At 77.2% G+C, this 24,513-nt stretch carries 4 protein-coding genes; all 4 read right to left on the bottom strand.

The window, feature by feature from the left end; translation table 11 throughout:
• Positions 1-12 precede the first annotated feature (12 nt).
• Positions 13-5,451: a trifunctional serine/threonine-protein kinase/ATP-binding protein/sensor histidine kinase gene (locus WMF26_RS20950; protein WP_438001781.1), complete on the bottom strand. Its 5,439-nt coding sequence runs from the start codon at positions 5,449-5,451 to the stop codon at positions 13-15.
• A complete protein-coding gene (locus WMF26_RS20955; protein WP_438001782.1) occupies positions 5,424-12,956 on the bottom strand; it encodes an amino acid adenylation domain-containing protein in 7,533 nt (2,510 codons plus the stop codon). The genes WMF26_RS20950 and WMF26_RS20955 overlap by 28 nt, the downstream gene beginning before the upstream one ends.
• A gap of 162 nt (positions 12,957-13,118) precedes the next feature.
• The gene (locus tag WMF26_RS20960; RefSeq protein WP_438001783.1) at positions 13,119-17,801 is read right to left on the bottom strand and encodes a type I polyketide synthase; all 4,683 of its coding nucleotides are present in this window, start codon (positions 17,799-17,801) and stop codon (positions 13,119-13,121) included.
• Positions 17,798-24,388, bottom strand: coding sequence for a type I polyketide synthase (locus WMF26_RS20965; RefSeq protein WP_438001784.1), 6,591 nt, complete (start codon positions 24,386-24,388; stop codon positions 17,798-17,800). The genes WMF26_RS20960 and WMF26_RS20965 overlap by 4 nt, the downstream gene beginning before the upstream one ends.
• Positions 24,389-24,513 lie beyond the last annotated feature (125 nt).

Below are 24,513 nucleotides of genomic sequence, written 5' to 3' on the forward strand. Positions count from 1 at the left end.
CCGCCGCGCGGATCAGCCGGCCGACGGCCCCGGCAGGGGCAGCTTGACGATGAACTCCGCGAACTGGCCCTCCTCGCTCTCCATGCGGAGGGTGCCCCCGTTGGCCTGCACGATCTCGTGGCTGATCGACAACCCGAGGCCCGTGCCCTCGCCTGCCGGCTTGGTCGTGAAGAAGGGCTGGAAGATGCTGTCGCGGATGGCCAGGGGGACGCCGGTGCCGTTGTCGCGGACGCGGATCTCCACATGGTCGCCGAGGTTCTTCGTGCTCAGGGCGATCGACGGAGCGAAGTCGCTGCCGGCCGTCGCCTGCTTGGCGCGCGTCGCATACCAGGCGTTGTTGAGGAGGTTCACGAAGACCCGGCCGATCTCCTGCGGCACGAGCACGACGCGCGGCATGGACGCGTCGTAGCTCGCCTCGACGGCCACCGGCTCCAGGCCGTCGCGCGAGCGCAGGGCGTGGCAGGCGAGCGCGACGTACTCGGCGAGGAGCGCGTTGATGTCGATCGCCTCCCGCGAGCCGATGCCCCCGCGGGAGTGCTCCAGCATCGCCCGCACGATGGCGTCGGCGCGCCGGCCGTGCTGGTTGATCTTCGTCACGATCTGCTGGAGGTCGTCGAGCAGATCCGTCACCCGCTCCGCCGCCGCAGGGTCGCGCCCGGCCACGGCGGTGAGCTGCTCCCGCAGGTCGTCGAGCAGCCCCACCGAGAGCTCAGCGAAGTTGTTCACGAAGTTCAGCGGGTTCTTGATCTCGTGGGCGATGCCGGCGGTCAGCGCGCCGAGGCTGGCGAGCTTCTCCTGCATGAGCAGCTGGTTCCGGGTCTCGACGAGGCGGCTCATCGCCCGCTCCAGCTCGGTGTTCTTGCTCTGCAGCTCCGTGGTCCTCTGCGCCACCTTCTGCTCCAGGGTGTCGTACAGCCAGGCGTTCTCCAGGGAGATCGCCGCCTGGGAGGAGAGGACCTCGAGGACGCGCGTGCGATCCGCGGTGAACGCGCCGGTGGTCAGGTTGTTCTCCAGGTAGAGGATCGCGAGCCGCCGCCGCTGCTTGACGACGGGCGCGCACAGGATCGATTTGATCCGGCGCCTCGCCACGGTGGGATCGGCGTGGAAGCGGGGGTCGTTCGCCGCGTCGTCGAGCACCAGGATCTCGCCGGTGCGCTCGACGTAGCGGACGATGGAGAGCGGGAGGTCCGTGCACCGCTCGACGGGGATGGACCGGAGGGCGGTGACATGCTCGCCGCCGGCGGTGCCCGCCGCCTCCTCCGCGAGCCCGCTCTCGCGGTGGACGAGGAGGTGGCCGCGCTCCGCGCCGGCGTTCTCCAGGATGATGCGCATCATGCGCTGGAGCAGGCGCTCCAGCACGATCTCGCTCGATATCGTCTGCACGGCCTTCATCACCGTGGTCGCGTCGAGCGCCGCGCCCGAGGGGCCGCCGTCGACGTGCTCGGCGGTGAGGTGGGGATAGCGCTCCTCCAGCGTCCTCGCCTTGGCCGTGGCGCCCCAGCGGGTGTAGGCGTCGTGGGCGATGACGAGGTAGCCTCGCACGAGGGTACGCCGGCCGCGGTCGAGGTGGAGCTCGGCGGCGCGCTCGGCCGCCAGCGCGAGGTGCTGCAGGAAGCCGTGCTCGCTGGCCGACACGATCGCCTGCTCGTAGAGGTCGATGGCGTCGATCTCCCGGCCCTGCAGGCGCGCGAGCTCGGCCGAGAGGAGCAGGTGCTGGTGCTGGAAGTTCGCCGGGCAGCCCTCGGCCCAGCGCCGCAGCTTGTCCAGCCAGCGCAGCGCCGCCTCCTCGCGCGCGGCGCGCTCGGGGCCGGACAGCCCCTGGGCCACGATCATCGTGGAGAGGGCGGCGTAGAAGGCGAAGATGGTGGGCGCGAGCTGGCCGAAGAGGATCGACTCGATGTCGCCGAGGGCGATGGAGGCGTCGATGACGCGCATCGCCTCCTCGTGGCGGCCGGAGAGGGCGAGGGCCTGCAGCTTGGCGACGTGGTAGTGCTGCAGCGCGAGCACGCTGCACGCCCGCAGATCCGCGATGAAGCGGGCCTCCTCGATGGTCCCGTCGTCGAAGTCGCCCGGGGCGCGCGTCGCGCCCTTCAGGCTGAGCGCCATCTGGCGGTGGGCGAGCACGCTGAGGCGGCTCTCGGCGTCCATGTGCCGCCGGTAGTGGGCGAGCTCGGTGAGCGCCTCATCCATGCTCTCCCCGCGCGCCATCGAGTGCACCGCGAGGAAGAACGCGGCGTACGAGGCGTAGGCCGGGTCGCCCGCGCGCACGCCCATGTCGCAGGCCTCGCGCAGGACGGCGATGCCCACCGGCAGCGGCTCGCCAAAGTGCCCGACGCAGGCGCCGTACCACACGCCCGAGCGGCACCCGGCGCGCGGGTCGCCGAACCTCCGGCTGAGCTCCATGGCCAGCTGGCCGAACGCGCAGCCGGCCCGCGAGTCGTGCATGGCCACCCCGAGCAGCGAGCCGTACGCCGCGTAGGCGGAGCAGGAGGCGCGCGCGTTGCCGTGGCGCAGCGAGAGCACGACCAGCTTGAAGACGGCGACCTGCAGGAGCAGCGGCCCCACGTAGATGGCGTCGATGGAGAGCTCCTCGAGCAGATCCATCACGACCAGCGTCTCGGGGTCGGTGACCTCGGGCAGGTCGATGAGATCCGCGATGGCCCGGCCGGCGAGCAGCGCCTTGAGCTCGCCCGCATCGGCGGCGGCGATCGCGCCGAGCCGCTCGGCGTCGTCCGGCGACGGCAGATCGACGCCGAGCAGGCGCAGGCCGGAGAGGATCACCTGCACGGCGTCGCCGTAGCGCACCGCGTTCCGGTAGAGCATCGTCCGCAGGACGCAGATGTTCGCCTTCTCAAGCGCCGTGCGGGCGTGGCCGAGCAGGTCCACGAACAGCCGCTCGGCGGCGTCGTGGTTCGCGTCCAGGAACTCGCACTCCGCGCGCAGGAGGTGCAGCGCGTAGACCAGCTCGTAGTCGCGCTCCCAGCTCCCGTCGGTCAGGAGCTGGTCGGCCACGGCCAGGTGCTTGAGCGCGACGCCGTAGGCGGTGGAGGCGCGCGCGCGCCGCCCGGCGAGCAGGTTCAGCTCGGTGAGCTGCCGCCGCTCGGCGGGCGCGTCGATGAGGTCCAGGCAGAGGTTGAGGTGGCCCGCGATGTCGAACACCTGCTCCTCGAGCGCGGCGGGGCTCACGCGCGCGAGCAGGAGGCGGCCGGTCTTGAGGTGCACCGCGCGCCGCTCCTCTTCCGAGATCAGCGTGTAGGCGGCCTGCTGCACCCGGTCGTGCAGGAAGCGGTAGGAGATCTCGATCGGCTCGAGCGCCGCAGGATCGGCGTCGAAGGGGAGGGTCTGCGACGGCTCGCCCTGGCCGAGCTTGCTGTGCGGCTGCGAGGGGGTGGACGGCGGGCGCTCCTGGGAGGGAGGGCCGGCGGCGGCCCGCCCGCTCTCGAGCAGGGCGCGGGCCTCGGGGCTGAGGTCGTCCAGGAGCGGGACGATCTGCCCCTCGTTCACCGCCTCCCAGAGATCGGCGGCGATCTCGGCGCGCGAGCGGCCGGTGACCACGGCCAGCGTGCTCAGGTGGAAGAGGTTGCCGATGCAGGCCGCGAGCGTCAGGGTCGCCCGGGTCCGCTCGGGGAGCCTCCGCAGGCGCCGCACCATCAGATCGATCACGTTGTCGGTGCTGCCCTTCTGCCGGCGCACCTCGCCCACGTCGCAGCGGAAGGAGCCGCTCTGCGGGTCGAAGCGGAGCAGCCCCTCCTCGTGCAGGGCGTGCAGGAACTGGATCAGGAAGAAGGGGTTGCCGTGGGTCCGCTCCAGGAGCACCGTGGCGAGCGGCTCGGCCTCGCCGCGGGCGGCGCGGAGCGCGTCGGTGACCAGCGCCACGACGTCGGGCCCGGCGAGCGGCCCCACCGCGATCGAGCTCATCCGCGCGCCCGCCCGCTCGATCTCCTTCATCGCGAGCTGGAGCGGGTGTCCCGCGTCGACCTCGTTGTCGCGGTAGGCGCCCACCACGAGCAGGTGCAGCTCCTCCGGGCCGGTGGTGAGCCGCTGCACGAGCTTCAACGACGCGGAGTCCGCCCACTGCATGTCGTCGAGGAAGACCACGAGCGGGTGCTCCGGCCCGGCGAAGACGCCGACGAAGCGCTCGAAGAGGGAGCTGAAGCGGTTCTGTGCCTCGCTCGGGCCGAGCTCCACGGCGGGCGGCTGCTCGCCGATGATCAACGAGAGCTCCGGGATGACGTCGGTGAGCACGCCCCCGTCCTTGCCGAGGGCCTCCAGCAGCCGCTCTCGCCAGCGGGCGAGGCTCTCGGGGGACCCGCCGAGCAGCTGCCGCAAGAGGCCTCGGAAGGCGGCGGTGAGCGCGAAGTAGGGGATGTCGGCCTTGAACTGCTCGTACTTGCCCTCGATGTACAACCCCCGCCGCCGCACGACGGGCTTGTGCACCTCGCGCACGATGGCGCTCTTGCCGATGCCCGAGTAGCCAGCCACGAGCACGAGCTCGCGCCGGCCGGCGCTCGCGCGCTCGAACGCCTCGACCAGCGCGGCCACCTCGGCCTCGCGGCCGTACAGCCGCTGGGGGATCTGGAAGAGATCGGGCCGGTCGCTGGCGCCGAGGTTCAAGTGCTCGACGCGCCCGAGCGTGGCGAGCTGCTCGAGGGCTGCGCGCAGGTCGGCGAGGACGCCGCGGGCGCTCTGGTAGCGCTCCTCCGGGTTCTTGGCGAGCAGCCTCATCACCAGATCGGAGACGGGCCGCGAGACGGCCGGCACGAGCTCGTGCGGCGGCGTCGGCGTCCGCGCCAGGTGCGCGTGCACCATCTCCATCGGGTCCGAGAGGCGGAAGGGCAGGCGCCCGGTCAGCATCTGGTAGAGCGTGACCCCGAAGGAGTAGTAGTCCGTGCGGTGGTCGATGGGCCGGTTCATCCGGCCCGTCTGCTCCGGCGAGACGTAGGGCAGGAGGCCCTCGATGCGCTCCGGGCTCAGCGCGTTGGGCGCCTCGCGCGGCAGGCGCGTGGCGGTGCTGAAGCCGAGCAGCTCGACCCGCCGCGCCCCCACGTCGACGAGCACGTTGTACGGGTTCACGTCCTTGTGGAGGATGCGGCGCTGGTGCATCTCGCCGACGCGATCCATGAGCCGCTCGGCGATCCAGAGCGCGGTCTCCTGCGGCATGCCCTCGCCGGGGATGATGCGCGCGAGCGGCGCCCCGCCCGGATCCTCGGAGGCCACCACCCCCCCGGGGTGCAGCCGGCTCGGCTCGCGGGCATTGAGGAAGTGCCCCCAGCCGAGCAGGAGCAGCATCCCGTATTCGTGCCGGAGCTTCGCCAGATCCGCGGTGCTGTCGGGGCGCCTGGGCGCCCGCAGGATCACGGTGCGACCGTCGGCTTCCCGGCGCGCGCGGGACACGATCGTGTGCGCGCTCGTGTACAGGGTGTCTACGACGTTGTAACCCGGGGTGTGCATGAGCTCCTCTCCTGCGCGCCGGCGGGGGCGCCGCGCCCATCGCCGAGATCCATGGTGTCCCGCCGCTGCGATCCCTCGCCGCCCGGGGGCGCGCTGACCTTGTCGAGGCAGCGCGAGAGCAGCTCGGCGAGCGCCGCGACCGCGGGCTCCTCGAGCATCGACTCGTGGTCGCCCGGGGTCGGGCGCACCTCGACCGGCCAGGCGGAGAGCGGCCCCCACCCGAGATCCGGGTCGCCCACGGCGCGGCGCTCGGCGCGCAGGAGCGCGACGCGGACGGGGCACGGGGGAGGGGCGTAGCGGCCGAGGATCGCGGCGTTGCGCTCGGTGTTGGCGCGGTAGTACGCGAGGGCGTCGCCGATCTCCCGCACGGTGGTCGTGGCCGGCAGCGCCCCGGCGTCGCGCGCCGCCTCGAGCACGCGGCAGAGCCGCGCCTCCGGATCGAGGCCGCGCAGCGCGGCGGCCTCCAGCGGGGGCGGCGCGGGGTCGCGGCCGGCCTCGCGCGCGCGGCCGCGCCGGAGGAGGTTCGCCGCGAAGCGCAGCGTCCAGGCGACGTCGTCGTGCACGGCGAGGGCCCGCGCGACCATCGACGGCGCGGCGGCGTCGAGCATCACGACCGCCAGCACGCGCTCGCCGGTCGCGAGGAGCCGGCGCGCCAGCTCGAAGGCGAGGATGCCCCCGTTCGAGTAGCCGCCGAGGACGAGGGGGCCCACTGGGCCCGCGCCAAGAGCGGCGCGGCAGGCGTCCACCGCCTGCGCCAGGGTGGGCAACGGGCCGCTGGCCCCGAACGTGGGCGGCTCGATCGCGAGGAAGGGCCGGTCCGGCGCGATCCGCGCCGCGAGGTGCTGGAAGTGCAGGGACGCGCGGGATCCAGGCGGCGTGAGGCACACGAAGGGCGGCCTCTCGCCGCCTGTCCTCAGGGAGACGAGCCTCGCTTCCCCGAGGGCGGCCGGCTCCGGGCGCTCGCGCCGCAGCCGCCGCGCGATCTCCGCGACGGTGGGCCCCTCGAACACGGCCGCGAGGGGCAGCGCGACGCCACAACGCCGCTCAAGGCGCTCCACGAGGCGCGCGGCGAGCAGGGAGTGACCGCCGAGCGCGAAGAAATCGTCGTGCACGCCGGCAGGGCGCACGCCGAGCACGTCCTCCCAGACGCGGGCCACCTCGGCCTCGAGCGGGTCGCGGCTCGGCTCCGGCGCGCGCGCGGCGCCCGCATCGCGGGCGAGGGGCCCGCCGGCGGGGACCGGCGCGAGGCGCGCGAGCGCGAGGCGATCCACCTTGCCGGTGGGCGTGAGCGGCAGCGCGTCGAGCAAGGTGAACGACGCCGGGATCATCGCCGCCGGCAGCCGCTCTCGGAGCGCGCCGGACAGCGCCGCGGGGTCGGGGCGCGCGCCGCGGCGCGGGACCACGTACGCCGCGAGCCGCACCTCCCCGGGCTCCCCCGCGGCGACCACCGCCGCGTCCTCCACGTCGGCGAGCCCCCGCAGCGCGGCCTCGACCTCGCCGGGCTCGACGCGCACGCCCCGGATCTTGACCTGCGCGTCGCGCCGCCCGGCGTGCTCGAGGCTGCCGTCGGGCATGAGCCGGCCGAGGTCCCCGGTGCGGTAGAGCCGGCGCCCCTCGGCGTCGGTCGCGAAGGCGGCCGCGGTGCGCTCGGGGTCGCGCCAGTAGCCGAGCGCCAGGTGCTGGCTGCGCAGGACGATCTCGCCGACCCCGTACACCGCGACCTGCTCGCGCCCGCCGGAGAGCAGCAGGACCTCGACGCCAGGCACCGGGAAGCCCACCGGCGCCGAGGGCCGATCGAGGGCCGCGCGGCCCTCGAAGTAGGCCTGCAGCGCGAGCGTGCACTCGGTCGGACCCAGGCCGTTGACCAGCACGCACCCGGGCGGGAAGCTCGCCGAGAGGGCCTCGACGTCGCTGCGCCGGGCCTCCTCGCCGCCCAGCACCACCCGGCGCACCGTCTCGAGGATCTCGGGCGCGGGGAGCGTCTCCAGGATGCGCCGGTAGACGGTCGGCGTGGCGTGCAGCACCGTCACGCGCCGCTCGGCCACCGCCGGGCCCAGCCGCAGCAGCGCCTCGCCGCCGGCCTCGATCGGGCAGAGGGTGGCCCCGGCGAGCAGCGCGCCGAAGAGGTCCATCACCGCCGCGTCGAAGGCGTAGCTCGAGAGCAAGCTGACGCGGTCGTCCGCGTCGAGGAACAGGCCGTTCGCGTAGGTGCGCGCGTGGTGCAGCGCGCCGCGGTGGCTCTGCATCACCCCCTTCGGCCGCCCTGTCGAGCCGGAGGTGTACAGGAGGTAGGCCAGCGCCTCGGGCGCTACCGCCGGCCGGGCGCGCTTCGGTCCCGCGGGCGCCTCGTCGACGTCCACCACCGCGGCGCCGGGGGGCGCGACGCGCGCAGCGCGGGCGAGCCCCCCGGCGTGCGTCAGGATCGCGCCCACCTCGGCGTCGAGCGCGATCGTGGCCAGGCGATCGTCGGGCAAGCGGGGGTCGAGCGGCACGTACGCGCCGCCCGCCTTGAGGGCCCCGAGCACGCCCGCCACCATCTGCTCGTCGTGCTCGAACAGCAGCGCCACGCGCGCCGCGGCCGCCGCGCGCCCGAGCAGCGCCGCCGCCGCGCGCTCGGCCCGCGCGTCCAGCTCGGCGTAAGTGACCTGCTTCGCGCCGGTGTCCACCGCCACGGCCGCCGCGCGCCGCCGCGCCTGGGCCTCGAAGCAGGCCACGAGCGTGTCGCCCTCGCCGCGCAGCTCCACGAAGCGCGGGCCGGGCGCGCCGAGCGCCCGCCGCTCGCGGCGCGCCGCGGTGGGCGGCGACAGGGCGATGGACGAGACCGGAGCGTCCGGCCGCAGCGTCGCCGCCGCCAGCACCTCCGCCACGTGCTCCAGCAGCTGGTCCGCCTGCTCCGGGGCGAACACGGCCGCGTCGTGCGCCGCGGTGAGCGCGACGCCGTCCGGCCGCTCCACCGCGCGCACCGTCAGCGTGTAGGGCGCCGGCAGCTCCGCGGGGACGAGCATCTCCGCTTCCAGCTCCCCCAGCGAGAAGCGCTCGACGTCGGCGTGGACCCAGTTGAAGAAGACCTGGAACAGCGGGTGCCGCCCCGGCTCGCGACCGGACGAGAGCGCCTGCACCACGCGCTCGAAGGGCAGCGCGCGGTGCGCGTGAGCCCCCAGCACCGCCTCCCGCGCGCGCCCGCAGAGCGCCCGGAAGGTCGGATCGCCGCGCAGATCCACCCGCAGCGCGGCCGGCTCGACGAACAGGCCGATCAGCCCCTCCACCTCGAGCTGCTCCCGCTGGCCGAAGGGCGCCCCGATCACCACCTCGGAGAGCCCGGCGTGGCGACCCAGCACCACGCCGAGCGCCGCCAGCACGGCCATGAACGGCGTCGCCCCCTCGCCGCGCGCGAGCCGCCGGACCGCCTCGACCAGCGGACCGGGCAGCGCGCGCGACCGCCTCGCTGCCCGCCGGGGCCCCGCTCGCGCGCGCGGCGCGCAGAGCGGCAGATCGAGCTCCGGCGCGCCGGCGAGCTGCTCCCGCCAGTAGGCCAGGTGCGCGTCGGCGGCGCGCGCCGTCAGGCGGCGCCGCTGCCACGCCGCGTGGTCCGCGTACTGGACGGGCAGCGGGCCGAGCGGCGACGGCTGGCCTCGCGCGAGCGCCCCGTAGAGCGCGCAGAGCTCCTCCCGCAGCACGCGCATCGACGCCGCGTCCGCCGCGATGTGGTGCACGCACACGGCGAGCACGTGCTCGTGCGGCCCCATCGGCACGAGCGCCGCTCGCCAGATCGGGCCCCGCTCGAGGTCGAACGGGCGATCGGACCAGGCCGCGAGCCAGCGCCGGACGGCCGCCGCGGGCTCCTCCCCGGGCCCGATCGGCAGCTCGATCGGCTCGAGCAGCGCGCGGCGCGCCGGGCCGATCCGCGGCATCGGCTCGCCGTCTGCCGGCGTGAACGTGATCCGCAGCACCTCGTGCCGCTGCTCGATCTCGGCGAGGCTTCGCTCCAGCGCCTCGCGGTCGAGACGGCCCCGCAGCCGCGCCGCCTGCGCGATGCGGAGCGAGGTGTCCGACGGGTCGATCCGGTGCAGGAGCCACAGCCGTCGCTGCGCGAACGAGGCCGGCGGCGGCCCGTCCCGGAGCGCCGGCCGCAGCGCGGGCGCCGGCTCCGCCCCGGGCGCCGCGCGCGCCGCCTCGACGCGCGCGGCGAGGGCCTCGACCGTGGGCGCCTCGAAGAGCGCTTTCAGAGTGAGCTCCACCCCGAGCGCGTCCCGCACCCGCGCGAGGAGCCGCGCGGCCAGCAGCGAGTGCCCCCCCGCCTCGAAGAAGCTCGCCCGCCGCCCGGCCGGGGCCGCGCCGAGCACGTGCGCCCACAACGCGCACACGACGTCCTCCACCGGCGTGCGCGGCGCCTCGTCCGCCGCCGGCGGCTCCGGGCGGGGCGGCGGCAGCGCGCGCAGATCCACCTTGCCGTTGGGCGTCAGCGGCAGCGCGGCGAGCGCCGTGATCGCGCCGGGCACCATCGCCTCCGGCAGCCGCGCCCGCAAGAACCCGCGCAGCTCCGGCGCGCCAGGCGCCTCGCCGGTGCCCACGACGTACGCCCGCAGCTCCGCCTCGCCTCCGCGGCCCTCGGCCAGCACCACGGTCGCCTCCCGCACCGCTGGGTGCTGCCGCAGCGCGGCCTCGACCTCGCCGGGCTCGACGCGCACGCCCCGGAGCTTCAGCTGGCGGTCGGCGCGCCCGGCGATCTCCACCTGGCCGTCCGGGAGGAAGCGGCCGAGATCCCCGGTGCGGTAGAGGCGGTCGCCGGGATCGGCGGAGAAGGGGCTTGGCAGGAAGCGCTCGCGCGTCGCCTCGGCGTCGCCCGCGTAGCCGCGCGCGAGGTGCGGGGTGCGCACGTAGATCTCGCCGAGCTCACCCACGCCGGCGAGGCGGCGGTCGGGCGTGAGGACCAGCAGCTGCGCGCCGTCGATGCCCCGGCCGAGCGGCACGCGCTCGCGCGCGAGCGCCTCGCAGCCCTCGGGCAGCGCGATCCAGCCCATCGCCTGCGGCGTCTCGGTGGCACCGTAGAAGCTCACGAAGGCGGCGCCCGTCGCCGCGACGCGCGCCGCGGCGACGTCGCGCGGGAAGAGCGCCTCGCCGCCGAAGCAGACGCGGCGCAGCGCCGGCAGCGGCGCCTCGAGCAGGCGCCCGACGGCCGGGGTGAGGTGGACGGCGGTGACGGCCGCGCGGCGCAGCCACGCCGAGAGGCCGGGCGGCGCCGCGGCCTCGCCGTCCGGTACGCAGAGCGCGGCGCCGAGCGACAGCGGGGTGAAGACGTCGCGCAGCAACGGATCGTGCGCGAGGCCGGAGAGCAGCGCGAAGCGGTCGTCCGGCCCGAGGCCGGAGGCGCGCGCGTGCCAGGCGACGAAGTGCGCGAGCGGGCCGTGGGCGCCCTCGACGCCGCGCGGCGCGCCGGTGGTGCCCGAGGTGAAGGCCACGTAGGCGAGATCGCCGGCGCCGATCTCGACGCCGGGGTCGTCCGGGGGCAGCGCGCGCCACGGCCCCTCCGCATCCGCGCCGCCCGGCGGGAGCCGGATCACCGCGGACCCGCAGCCGGCCTCGGCGAGGGCGGCTGCGAGCTCGGGCGGCAGCGGGCCCGCCTGTTCGAGGTGGAGGCAGGCCCGCGGCGCGGCGATGCGCAGGCACGCCGCGAGCCGCGCTTGCGGGTAGGCCGCGTCGAGCACCACGAACGCCGCGCCTGCCCTGGCCACGCCGAGCAGCGCCCACACCAACGCCGCGCTGCGCTGCGCGTACACCGCGACCCGATCGCCCCGCCTCACGCCGCGCGCGGCGAGCAGGCGCGCGAGCTGGCTGGAGCGGGCGTCGAGCGCGCCGTACGTCCAGCGCTCGCCCGGCGCCTCCACCGCCACCCGCGCCGGATCGCGGCGCGCATGATCCGCGAAGCGGAGGTGCACCGGCGGCCCCGACGTGGCGCGGATCGGCGCCGCCGGGTCGGGCAGGCGCCGCGCTGCCTCGGGCGTGACCAGCGAGAACTGGCTGGCGCGCCGCTCCGGATCCTCCAGCGCCTGGGCGAGCAGGGCGGCGATCTGCGCGAGCAGCTCCCGCGCGCGCTCCTCCGAGAACAGGTCGGCGGCGCAGGCCAGCTCGAGGCGCAGGCGCTCGCCGCGCGGCCGCGCGTAGAGCGTGAGATCGAAGCGCGCCCCCGGCATGCGCTCCTCGAGCTCGGCCTCGACGCCCGGCAGGGAGAGGCGGGCCTCCTCGAAGGCGATCCAGTTGAGCATCACCTGGAAGAGCGGCCCGCGTTGGCGCCGGTCCGCCGCGAGCTCGGCCGCGATGCGGGCGAGCGGGACCCGGTCGTGCGCGAAGGCCTCCAGCGCCGCCGCCGAGGCCCGGCGCGCGAGCGCGCGGAACGAGGGATCGTCGGAGAGATCGGCGCGCACCACGGGCGTGTCCACGAACAGGCCGATGAGCGGATCGAGCTCGGGCATGCCGCGGCCCGCGCTCGGCGCGCCCACGGCGACGTCGGCCTGCCCGCAGAGCCGCGCGAGCAGGATCTGCAGGGCCGCGAGCAGCGTGGCGAACGGGGTGACGCCCTCGGCGCGGCTCCACGCGGAGAGCGCCTGCGCGATCTCGGGCGGCACCTCGCGCCCGACACGCCGGCCGCGGTAGCTCGGGGCGGCGGGGCGCGGGCGATCGGCGGGCAGCGGCAGCGGGCCGAGATCCCGCAGCTGGGCGCGCCAGAAGGCGAGATCGGCGTCGACCTCCGGGCCGGAGCGGGCGCGCTGCCAGGCGGCGTAATCGGCGTACCTGACGGGGAGGGGCGCGAGCTCCGGCCGGAGGCCCGCGGCGAGGGCAGGGTAGCTGGCCTCGATCTCGCGGGCGAGCACGCGCGTCGACCAGGCGTCGAAGGCGATGTGGTGCGCGACGAAGAGCAGGCGGTATCGCTCCTCGGCGAGCCGGAGCAGGACGGCGCGCGCGAGCGGGCCGCGGGCGAGGTCGAAGCGCTGCTCGGCCTCCTCGTCCGCGACGGCGCCGGCTCGCTCGGCGGCGTCCCGCGCGCCGCGCAGGTCGAGGTAGCGCACCGGGAGGGCCGAGCGCTCCGGGGGAGCGACGATCTGCGAGCACGCGCCGTCCACCTCGGCGAAGGTGGTCCGGAGCGGCTCGTGGCGGAGGCCGATGAGCTCGATGGATCGGCCGAGGGCGCCTGCATCGAGCGGGCCGGCGAGGTGAATCGTGAGCGCGATGTTGTACGCGGCGCAGCTCGGCGCGAGGCGCTCGAAGAGGTAGAGGCTCTCCTGGGCCCACGAGGCCAGGAGGGGGCCGTGGGCCGGCGCCGGCGGGATGGCGCGGGCGCTGCGGCGGGTGCGCTGCAGGGCGATCAGCTCCGGTTTGTGGCGAGCCACGAGGTCCCGGAGCGCGGGCGTGATCACGCCCGCGGGGGCGCGAAGCCGGAGCTGGTCTCCATCGGTCGATAGCTCGACGCCGCGTCGTGCCAAAACCGCAAGGAGCTCGGAGGCGTCCACCGTAACCCATCCTACTCCGGGTGGCAGTCGTCCGGTGGTGGGATCGCGAGCGCGCGCCGCTTTCCGTCGGTCTCCGTCAGTATCCGTCGGTATCCGTCGGTTACCCGCGCGCGGGGGCCTCGCTCTCGGCGAGGGCGGCTCTCCTGCCGGCCCGCGCCCGCCTCACGCTCCGCGGAGCAGCCGTCGCACCTCGGCGTCCGGCAGCTGCTCGATCTCGCCGAGCATGTCCCCGAGCGCCGCGCCGCCGGCGGGGCAGGGGGCGGCCGCGAGCTCGGCCGAGGCGGGCAGATCGAGGCCGAGCGCGCCGGCGAGGTGGCGCGTGAGGTCGGCGAGCGTGGGGTGTCGCCAGGCGAGGGTGACCGGGAGCGGCACGCCGAGGCTCGCCTCCAGCAGGCGGCGCAGCTCGGTGGCGAGGAACGAGTCCATGCCCAGGTCGCTCCAGGAAGCGCCGAGGGGCATCTGATCGGCGGGTGTGCCGAGGACCAGGGCGGCGAGCCCGAGGACGTGCTGCTCCAGCGCGGCGCGCCGCGCCGCGGGCGTGGCCTGCGCGAGCATGGCGCGCGCGGGCGCGATCCCGCCCGAGGGGGCCGGCTCCTGCCCGAGCAGCGCGAGCCAGCGGGCGTCGGCGCGGCGGCGCTCCGCCGCCAGGCCCGCGGGGTCGAGCGGCAGCGTGAGCACGTGCGGCGGGGCCGCCGCGGCGGGATCAAGGAGGCGGCCGAGCAGCGACAGCGCGTCGTCCTCGGCGATGCCGGCTATGCCGCGGCGCTCGAAATAGGCGTGGGCACGGGCCACGCGCGGGTCGCTGGCCATGCCACGGCCGGACCAGGCGGCCCAACCGATGCTCAGCGCGGGGAGGCCGAGGGCGCGGCGATGGCGCGCGAGGGCGTCGAGGGAGGCGTTGGCGGCGGCGTACGCGGCGGCGCCCGGGACGCCGATCCAGGCGGCGACGGACGAGAAGAGCACGAAGGCGTCGAGCGGGCTCTCCAGGGTGAGGCGGTGGAGGTTCCAGGCGCCGGCGAGCTTGGGCGCGAGCAGGGCGCCGAGCGCGCGGGGCGCGAGATCGGTGACGAGCGCGCGCTCGGCGACCCCCGCCGCGTGCACGACGCCGCGCAGCGGCGGGAGCGCCCCCGCGGCGCGCGCGAGCAGGGCCGCGAGCTGCTCGGCGTCCGCGACGTCGGCGCGCTCGACGAGGATGCGGGCGCCGCCGCGCGACAGGTCGTCGACGACGCGCGCCGCGGCCTCGCCGGGGGGGCGCCGGCCCACGAGCACGATCGCCTCCGCGCCCTGCCGGGCGAGCCAGCGAGCCACGGCGAGGCCGAGCGCGCCGAGGCCGCCGGTGACGAGCCACGCGCCGGCGACGGGGGGCGCCGCGGCCGAGGGCAGGGGCAGCGGGGCGACGCGGGGCACGAGCCTCGCGCCGCCGCGCAGGCCTACCTGCTCGGTGCGGTCGCCCGATCGCAGCACCTCGGCGAGCGCGTCGAGCTCGGGTTCGCCGGGCGCGGCGAGGTCGATGCTGGTGAAGGCGAGCTCGGGATGCTCGGCGGCGATCCCCCGCCCGAGGCCCCACAGGGACGCCGCGGCCAGGGACGCGGCGTCGCGGGGCGCATCCACGGCCGCGCCGGTGGTGACCAGCCAGAGTCGGGGCGGAGCGCGGCAGGCGGCGAGCGCTTGCGCGGCGTGCAGCAGGCCGGCCGCGGCGGCCTCGGCGTCCCGGAGCAGGACCGCGCCGGTCAGCGCGTCCGGCGCGCGCTCGCGGAGATCGAGCGCGCCGAGGTGCACGACGCCGCGGCAGGGCGGCGCGGGCGCGGCGAGGAGCGCGTCGATGGCGGCGCGGAGCTGCTCGGGCTCCTCCACGCTGACGCGCGCGCAGGTGTCGCCGGCGGCGCCCAGCCGGGCGGCGAGCGCGCCGGCCGCGCCGCGCGCGCCGCCGAGCAGGATCCAGCGGCCCGGGGCCGTCGGCGCCGGCGGCGCCATGACGGGGCGCGGCTCCGGGCTCCAGGTGACGCCGTGGACGACCGGGGGGGCGGCGGCAAGGTCGACCCCCTCCGGTGCGGCGGACAGCGGCGGCGCCGCCTCCGTCGCCACGGCGGGCGGGCGGGCGGGCGGCGCGCCGGGGATCGGAAAGCGCTGCCGCTGCCAGGGGTAGGTGGGCGCGGGGACGCAGCGCGCGCGGCCCGGGTGGAGGCGGGCCCAGTCCACGGGGCGGCCCTCTGCGTAAAGCGCGGCGAGCGCCTCGAGCATCGCTTGCCGCTCGCCGCGATCACGGCGCAGCGAGGCGAGCGTGAGCGCCTGCCGCTCCGCGCGGCGCGCGGCGTCATCGACGGACGGGAGCAGCGCCGGGTGCGCGCTGAGCTCGAGGAAGATCCCGTGGCCGTCCTCGAGCAGGCGCTCGACGGCAGGCCAGAAGAGCACGCGATCGCGCACGTTGCGGGCCCAGTGCGCCGGGCCGAGATCCGGCCCCTCGACGCGTGCGCCGGTCACGGTGGAGTAGAGGGGCAGCGCCACGGGCCGGGGCGCGAGATCCGCGAGCGCGGCGCGCAACGCGTCCGCGGCGGGGCGTACGGCGGGGCCGTGGAATGCGTGGGGGGAGCGCAGGCGGCGCGCGGCCACCCCACGCGCGGCGAGCCGGGCGAGCGCGGCGTCGAGCGCCTCGACGGGCCCCGAGAGCACGGCCTCGCCGGGGCCGTTCCAGGCGGCGATCGCGAGGCGGTCGTCCTCGCCGCGGAGCTGCTCCTCGGCGTCGGCCGGCCCGAGGTCGATCGCGGCCATGGCGCCGCGGCCGGCGCTGAGCGCCAGGCTCTCCGCGCGGGTGCACACGACGCGCACCGCGTCGGCCAGGCTCAGCGCACCGGCCAGGTAGGCGGCCGTCACCTCGCCCAAGCTGTGGCCCACCACCGCGTTCGGCAGGACTCCCCAGGAGCGCCACAGCGCGGCCAGCGCGGCGCTGAGCGCGAAGATCAGGGGCTGGCCGATGGTCACCAGGTCGGCGCGCGCCGGGTCGGAGTCGGCCGCGATCTCCTCGAGCAGGCTCCAGCCCGCGCGGCGCTGGACCTCGGCGTCGCACGCCTCGAGCTCGCGGCGGAAGGCGGGCTCGTCGCGGAGGAGCTCGCGCCCCATCCCCGCCCGATGCGCGCCGGTGCCCGGACAGACGAAGACCAGGCGGTGCGGCCGCCGCGCGGACGGGCGCGCTCCGGCGCCGTCGGACCGGAGCGCCGCCGGGTGCGCCTCGCCGCGCACGACCGCGGCGAGCGCGGCGTCGATCTCGCCGCCCGACGCCCCGACGACGGCGAGGCGGTGCTCGAAGTGAGCGCGCCGCGCGCCGGCCGTGTACGCGAGATCCGCGAGGGCGGCCGAGGGCGCGGCTGCGATCGGCTCGCGGTACGCGGCCGCGAGCGCGCGGAGGGCGGCGGGGTCGCGGGCCGAGAGCGGCAGGAGCACGGCGCGTCCGGCGGGCGCGGCCTCGGCCGCGGGCGGGGGCGGGGCCTCCTCGACGACGATGTGCGCGTTCGTGCCGCTCAGCCCGAACGAGCTGACCCCGGCCACGCGCGGTCTGCCGGCGGCGGGCCAGGGCAGCCTCGAGGTCGCCAGGCGGAGGCGCGTGCCCTCGAGCGAGATGCGGGGGTTCAGGGCCTCGAAGTGGAGGTTCGCGGGGATCGCGCCGTGCTCCATGGCGAGCACGACCTTGATGAGCCCGGCGACGCCGGCGGCCGCCTCGAGGTGCCCGAGGTGGGGCTTCAGCGCGCCCAGCGCGCACGGCGGACCGCTGTGCGCGCCGCCCAGCACGGCCGCGAGCGCCTCCACCTCGATGGGGTCGCCGAGCGGGGTGCCGGTGCCGTGCGTCTCCACGTAGGTGACGTCCTCGGGAGCGACGCCGCTGCGCTGGAGCGCGGCGCGGAGCAGCTCTTCCTGCGCGCGCACGCTGGGCACGGTCAACCCCGCCGAGCGCCCATCCTGGTTCACGGCCGAGCCCCGGAGCAGCGCCAGCACCGGGTCGCCGTCGGCGCGCGCCCGCGACAGGCGCTTGAGCGCCACGAGCCCGCAGCCCTCGCCCCGCACGAAGCCGCTCGCTCGCGCGTCGAAGGTCCGGCAGCGGCCCTCGGGCGAGAGCGCGCCGTTCAGCCGCGCGCCCATCTCCATCGTGGCGGGCGAGAGCATCAGGCTCACGCCGCCGGCGAGCGCGAGATCGCACTCGCCGAGGCGCAGGCTCTGGCAGGCGAGGTGCACGGCCACCAGCGAGGAGGAGCACGCGGTGTCGACGACCAGGCTGGGGCCCATGAGCCCGAACACGTGCGAGATCCGGCCCGCCGCGAAGCCGCGGAACGCACCGGTGCCGGTGTGCAGGTCGAAGCGGGACGGGTCCCCGGCGGCGCTGCGCTCGCGGTGGTCGTCGTGCATCACCCCGACGAAGACGCCGGCGGCGCTGCCCGCGAGCCGCTCGGGCACCTGGCCCGCGCGCTCGAGCGCCTCCCAGGCGACCTCGAGCAGGATCCGCTGCTGTGGATCCATGCTCGCCGCTTCCCGGGGCGAGACGCCGAAGTGATGCGGGTCGAAGGCGTCGATGTCGCGGAGGAAGGCGCCCCAGCGCGCGGCGCGCTGCGCGGGCGCCGGGTCCGCGGCGGGCGCGAGGGGCCAGCGGTCCGGCGGGACCTCGGTCACCGCGTCGGCGCCGCCGTCGAGCAGCCGCCAGAGCGCCTCGGGCGACGAGGCCCCGCCCGGGAAGCGGCAGGCCATGCCGATGACGGCGATGGGCTCGGCGCGCTCGCGGCGTAGCGCGTCGAGCTCGGCGCGGAGCTCCTCGATCGCGGCGAGGGCGCGCTTGATCGGGGAGGCCTGCGCGTCGCTCAAGGCGCCCCTCGCCGCTCCAGCGCCCCGAGTCGCTCGAGGAGCAGCGCTTCGGCCTCCGCCTCGGACAGGCGGAGGATCGCCTCCTCGGCGAGCGCGGGCGGGTCACCGCCCGGCGAGGCCGAGCGAGAGCCCGCCGGGGGCGCGGCCGGCGCGCGCGACGCCGGCGCGTCGCCGAGGCCGAGCTCCGCGAGCAGGTGGGCCGAGAGCGCCTTCACGCTCGGGTAGGCGAAGAGCAGCGTGGCCGCGAGCCGGAGGCCGAGGCTGGCCTCCAGGCCGTTGCGCAGGTCGAGGCTCATCAGGGAGTCCATGCCGAGATCGAGGATCGGCCGGGTCAGGTCGAGGCGCGCGACGTCGATGCCGACGACGCGCGCGATCTGCTCGGCGAGGTGGGCCTCGATCAGGGCGCCGCGCGCCTCTGGGCGCGCCCTCGACAGCGCGTCCCGCGTGCCCGCCGCCGACGAGGGCAGGGCGTGCTCCCCCGCGCCCCGCAGCGCCGACCAGAAGGGCGAAGCCGCGGCGCCCGGATGCGACTCCAAGAAGCGGCGCGCGTCGAGGCGGACCACCCCCCAGGTGCCGGCGGCGCCGGCCCCGAGCAGCCGGCCGAGCGCCGACAGTCCCTCGGCAGGGCTCAAGCTGCCGACGCCCCGGCGGCCGAGCCGGGCCCCGCGGCGCTCGTCGGCCGCCGCGAGGCCGACCTCGGAAAAGGGCCCGAACGCCACGCTGAGGCCGGGCAGGCCGGCGGCCTGGCGGGCGCGCGCGAGGGCGTCGAGGAAAGCGTTGGCGGCAGCGTAGCTGCCTTGCCCCGCGGATCCGAAGAGCGAGGCGACCGAGGAGAAGAGCACGAAGAAATCGAGCGGCAAGGAAGCGGTGAGCGCGTGCAGGTTCCAGGCGCCCCGGGCCTTGGGCGCGAGGACGCGGGCGAGGCGCGGCGCGTCGAGCTCGAGCGCGGTGCCGTCGTCGAGCACCGCCGCGGCGTGCATCACGCCGCGCAGCGGCGGCCCCTCGCGCGCGATGGCGTCGAGGAGCGCGGCGAGCTGCGCGCGGTCCGCGACGTCCACCGCCGCGGCGTCGATGCGCGCGCCGGCCCGACCGAGCTCCGCGATGACCTCGGCGGCCGCGCCGCTCGGCGCGCGCCGCCCCGCCAGCACCACGCGCCGCGCGCCGCGCGCGACCATCCAGCGCACGAGCCTGAGGCCGAGGCCGCCGAGCCCGCCGGTGACGAGGTAGGTAGCGTCCGGCGCCAGCTGCGGATCTGGCGCCGGCGCGAGCGGGGCGCGGACGAGGCGCGCGGCGCGTCGGCCGTCCGCGCGCAGCGCGACGCGATCCTCGCCGTCGGGCGCGAGCAGCTCCGCGAGCAGGGCCTCCGCCTCGTCCGAGCGGGGCGCCGGATCGAGATCGACCGAGGTGCAGCGCAGCTCCGGGTGCTCGAGCGCGAGCGCCTGACCGAGGCCCCACAGCAGCGCCTGTGCGGGCCGCGCGGGCTCGGCCTCGCGCACGGCCTGGGCGCCGCGCGAGACCAGCCAGAGCCGCGGCGCGTCGCGCGTCTCCCGGCCCAGGATGGCCCGGGCGGCGCCGAGCGCGCCGAGGAGACCGAGCCGCGCGACGGCCTCGATCGCGTCGAGGCCGGCTTCTGGCAGCGCCGGCGCGTCCAGCGCGCCGAGGTGCACGACACCCCGCAGCGGCACGCCGCCCGCGAGGGAGAGGTCGCCGAGCGCGCGATGCGCCCCCGGATCGGCGGGATCCAGGCGGTCGACGCGGCGCGGGGCGCGCGCGCCGGCCGCCGCGCGCACGCAGCGATGGCCCCGCGCTTCGAGCCGAGCCGCCAGGGCCGCGCCCAGCCCGCCCGCGTCGCCCACGATGACCCACGTGCCCGCGTCGGGCGAGGAGCTCCCCGGCGGCGCCGCGGCCCGCAGCGGCCGGGGCGCCCACGAGACGCGGTGCAGCCACGCGTCCGAGGCGCGCGTCCCGTGGAGCTGGCCGAAGCGCACTCCGCTGGCCTCTACCAGCACCCGGCCGCGCGCATCCATCCACGCGAGATCGCCGCGCGGCAGCTCGCCGCCCACCGCCGGCCGGAGCCGCGCGCGCACCCACGCCTCGCGCGGCAGCGCCTCGTACACGCGGAGCCGCTCAGCGCCGGCGGGCACGTAGGCGATCCCTGCGGCGCCGGCGCCGCCAGGCGAGCCGGCCGCCGCCCCGGGCCCCTCCTCCAGCGCAGCGCCGAGGAGCCTTGCGAGCAGCTGGAGCCCGCCGTCGATGAGCGCGGGCTGGAGGATCCAGCGGCCGGGCTCGAGAGCGGGAGCGGCGGGCGCGACGAGGCGGGCCAGGGCCTCGCCCGGGGCGCGCCAGAGCTCCACGAGCCCCTGGAACGACGGCCCGTAGGCGAGCCCGCGCGCGGCGAGGTCGGCGTAATGGGCGGCGGCGTCCTCGGCGACGGCCCGCTCCGGCGGGGCGGGCGGCGAGGGCTCCGCGCCGGGCGCGCCGTCCGCGGGCTGCGCCTCGCCGCGCGCGTGTACCACCCACGCCTCACCGCCCTCGTGCAGGCTCGCCACCTGCACCGAGGCGCCCGCCCCCGGCGCAGGCGTGACGGCCACCTGGACGGTCCGCGCGCCCGTGGCTGGCAGCGCGAGCGGGCGCTCGAAGCGCAGATCGTCCAGCACGACGCCTCCGGGGGCGCTGCCCGCCACGGCCGCGAGCGCCATCTCCGCCAGGACGGCCGCGGGGACGATCACCTCGCCGAGGACGCGATGGTCCGCCAGCCAGCGCGGCGCGCCGGCGCGGAGACGCCGCTCCCAGAACCGGGCGCCTGGCTGCGTGGCCACGGTGAAGCCGCCGCCGAGCAGCGGGTGCTCGCCGGTCCGCGCGGGGCGCTCCGGCGCTTCGGCCGGGGGCGCGTCGAGCCAGAAGCGCGTCCGCTGCCACGGGTACGAGGGCAGCGAGACGCAGCGGCCGCCGCGGGGATACAGCGCTTGCCAGCGGACGTCCACCCCCGCGGCGTAGAGCGCGGCGAGCGCCTCGAGCATCGCGCGGCGCTCCGCGCGGCCGCGGCGCAGGGTGGTGATGACGCGGCCCGCGGCGCCCGCGGCGGCGATCGCGCGCTCGAGGTACGTTGCGAGGGCGGGGTGGGGGGAGATCTCGACGAGCACGTCGGCTCCGAGATCCAGCGCGGCGCGCGTCGCCGCCGCGAGCTGGACGGGCTCGCGCACGTTCCGGCCCCAGTAGCGCGCGTCGAGCTCTGCGCCGGAGGCGCGCGCGCCCGTCACCGTGCTGATCAGGCCGCGCGCCGCGCGCCGCGGCGCGAGGCGGTCCAGCGCGCGCTCGAGCGCGTCGCCGAGCGGCGCCACCTGGGGGCTATGAAAGGCGTAGCGGACCGGCAGCGCTCGGGCCTCGACGCCCCGGCCGCGGAGCGCGCGCAGCACCTCCTCGAGCGCCGCGGTCTCCCCGGACAGCACCACCGAGCCCGGATCGTTGACCGCGGCGATGGCCACGCGGCCCTCGTGGCCGGCGATCGCGCGCGCCGCCTCCTCGGGCGCGAGCTCGACGGCGGCCATCGCGCCGAGCCCGGTCGCTCGCTGAAGAAGCCGCGATCGGTGGTGCACCACGACGAGGGCGTCGTCGAGCGTCAGCGCCCCCGCCGCGCAGGCCGCTGCCACCTCGCCGAGGCTGTGGCCGAGCAGCAGCTCCGGCTCGACGCCCCACGATACGAGGAGCTCCATCAAGCCGAGCTGGACGGCGAAGAGGGTCGGCTGGGCGATCTCGGTGTCGTGCAGGCGCCTCGAGGCCTCGCCCGCCTCCAGCGCGGCTTCGAGCGACCAGCCTGCGAGCCGCCGCCAGCGCTCGTCGCAGCGCGCGATCGCGGCGCGGAACACGGGCTCCGAGGCGGAGAGCTCCCTGCCCATCCCTGGCCATTGCGTGCCCTGGCCCGAGATCACGAACGCGATCCGGGGGCGCCCCAGGGCCGGCGCCGGAGCGCGCTCGGCCGCCGCGAGGGCGTCGAGCGCGGCGCCGATCTCCTCGCGGGAGCCGCCGACCGCGGCGGCGCGATGCTCGAGGTGGCTGCGGCGGACCGCGGCGGTGTAGGCGATGTCCGCGAGCAGCGCGCGTCGGCCCGCCTCCGAGGCGAGATGAGCCCGGTGCGCGCGCGCCAGGGCGGCGAGCGCGGCCGGATCCCTCGCGGACAGCGGGACGATCTCCACGCGCGCGGGGCACGGGGCGCGCTGCCCGGAGGCGGCCTCGCGGACCGCGGCCAGCGCGTCGAGCATCGAGCGGCGCTCGTCCTCGCCGCGCCGGAGCGACGGGAGCACCACCGCGGCCCGCCCGGCGTGCGCCAGGATGGCCTCGAGGTCCTGCTGCAGGATCGGCTGCGCGCTCACCTCCACGAGCACGGCCGAGGGCTCCGCGGCGGCGCAGGCGACCGCCTCGGCGAAGCGCGCCGGCTCGGCGATGCTCCGCTCCCAGTGCGCCGCGTCGAGCGACTCGCCCCGCGCTGCGCCGCCGGTCGCGCTGGAATAGAGGGGTACCCGGGCCGCGCGGGGCCGGAGCCCGGCGAGCGCCGCGCCGAGCTCCGCGCGCGCGGCGGGGCAGGCGAGCGCCGGCCCGTGCGCGGCGACGTCGCCCCGCACCGGCCGCCACCCGACGCCGCGGGCGGTGCACGAGGCGAGCACGTCGCCGAGCGCCTCGGCGTCGCCGGACAGCACCGTGGCCCCGGGGCTCGCGTGCACCGCGACCCGGAGCCGATCCGCGCGCCCCTCGATCAGCGCGGCCGCCTCGGCCGGGGGCAGGTCGACGTGGGCCATGGCGCCGCCCCGCGCGCGCGCGGCCCGCCGGGCCAGGCGCAGCGCGATCTCCATCGCCTCCTCGAGGCTCAGCGCCCCGGCCACGTGCGCGGCCGCGACCTCGCCGACGCTGTGGCCCACCACGGCCGCGGGCTCCACGCGCCACGATCGCAGGAGCGCCGCGAGCCCGATCTCCACCGCCACCAGCGCAGGCCAGGCCACCTCGACGTCCTCCAGCGCGGCGCTCGCCGCGCCGGCCGCGATCGCTGGCAGGATCGCGGGGCCGCCGAGGCCATGGAGCGCGTCGGCGCACGCCTCGAGCGCCGCGCGGAAGACCGGCTCGCGCTCGAGCAGCGCGCCGCCCATGCCCGGCCGCTGCGATCCGTGGCCCGCGAACACCAGGATCACCCGCAGGCCTGGCGCGTGCGCCTCGCCCTCTGGCGCTGGCGGCTCGGCGAGGACCAGGTGGGCGTTGGTGCCACCGAAGCCGAACGCGCTCACGCCGGCGAGGGCGGGCTCGGCGGGGGAGGGCCAGGGGCCGATCTCGGTCTGCACGCGCAGGCGCCACGCCTCGAAGGGGACGCGGGGGTTCGGCGTCTCGAAGTTCAGGCTCGGCGGCACGGCCCCGCGCTCGACGCAGAGCGCGGCCTTGATCAGGCCCGCGGCGCCCGCGGCAGGCTCGAGGTGCCCGATGTTGGTCTTCACGGATCCGATGCGGAGCGGGCGGTCCGCCGGCCGGCCCGCGCCGAGCACCTCCCCGAGCGCCTCCGCCTCCACGGGGTCGCCGGCGGACGTGCCGGTGCCGTGCGCCTCGACGTACTGGACCGCGGCCGGCAGGACGCCCGCGCTCCGGTAGGCGCGGCGCAGGAGCGCGGCCTGCGCGCGGGCGCTCGGGGAGCTCAGCCCCGTCCGGCCCCGACCGTCGTTGTTCACTGCGCTGCCGAGGATCACGCAGCGGACGCGGTCGCCGTCCTCGCGCGCGCGCGCGAGGAGCTTCAGCACCACGACGCCCACGCCCTCGCCCCGCACGTAGCCGTTGGCCCGCGCGTCGAAGGAGAAGCACCGGCCGTCGGGCGACAGCCCGCCGAACTTGGTCATGGCCACCGTGCTCTCGGGCGAGAGCATGAGGTTCACGCCGCCCACGAGCGCGAGCGACGACTCGCCCGCGCGCAGGCTCTGGCAGGCGAGGTGGACGGCGACGAGCGCCGAGGAGCAAGCGGTGTTGAGGGCCACGCTCGGCCCCTCCAGCCCGAGCGCGTACGAGACGCGCGCCGCCAGGATGCTGAGATCGTTGCCCGTCGCCGTGTGCTGCGAGATCGCCTCGCCGCGGGCGCCGGGCAGCCGGCCATAGTCGCGCCACATGGCGCCCAGGAACACGCCCGTCGCGCTGCCGGTGAGCCCCGCCGCCGGGATGCCGGCGTCCTCGAGCGCCTCCCAGCTCGCCTCGAGCGCGAGGCGCTGCTGCGGGTCCATGTGCGCGGCCTCGCGCGGCGAGATGCCGAAGAAGGCCGCGTCGAAGCGGTCGACCTCGCCGAGAAAGCCGCCCGCGCGCGTGAGCATCTTGCCGGGGGCGGCCGGATCGGGCGCGTGGTAGGCTTCCGCGTCCCAGCGGTCTGCAGGGACGTCGCAGATGGCCTCCGCGCCGTCGCAGAGGAGCTTCCAGAGATCCTCGACGCTCGGCGCCCCGGGGAAGCGGCCGGCCATCCCGATCAGCGCGACCGGCTCGGCGGGCTCGACGCTCCGGGGGTCCTCGCGGCGCCTTGCGCTCGTGTCGCAGGCCCCCACCTGCTTGTCATCCGTCGAGTACAGCGGCACGCGACCTCCCGGGAACGAGCGAACCTCGCGTGGAAAGTCCGCTGAATACGTGAGAACTTCTGGATCAGCAAGCCGGCGCGGGCCGCTGTGGCTCGTGACATGCGCACGCGCGCTCGTGGTAGGGT

This window comes from Sorangium sp. So ce185, assembly GCF_051526825.1.
In the GTDB taxonomy this organism is placed as follows: Bacteria; Myxococcota_A; Polyangia; order Polyangiales; family Polyangiaceae; genus Sorangium; species Sorangium cellulosum_D.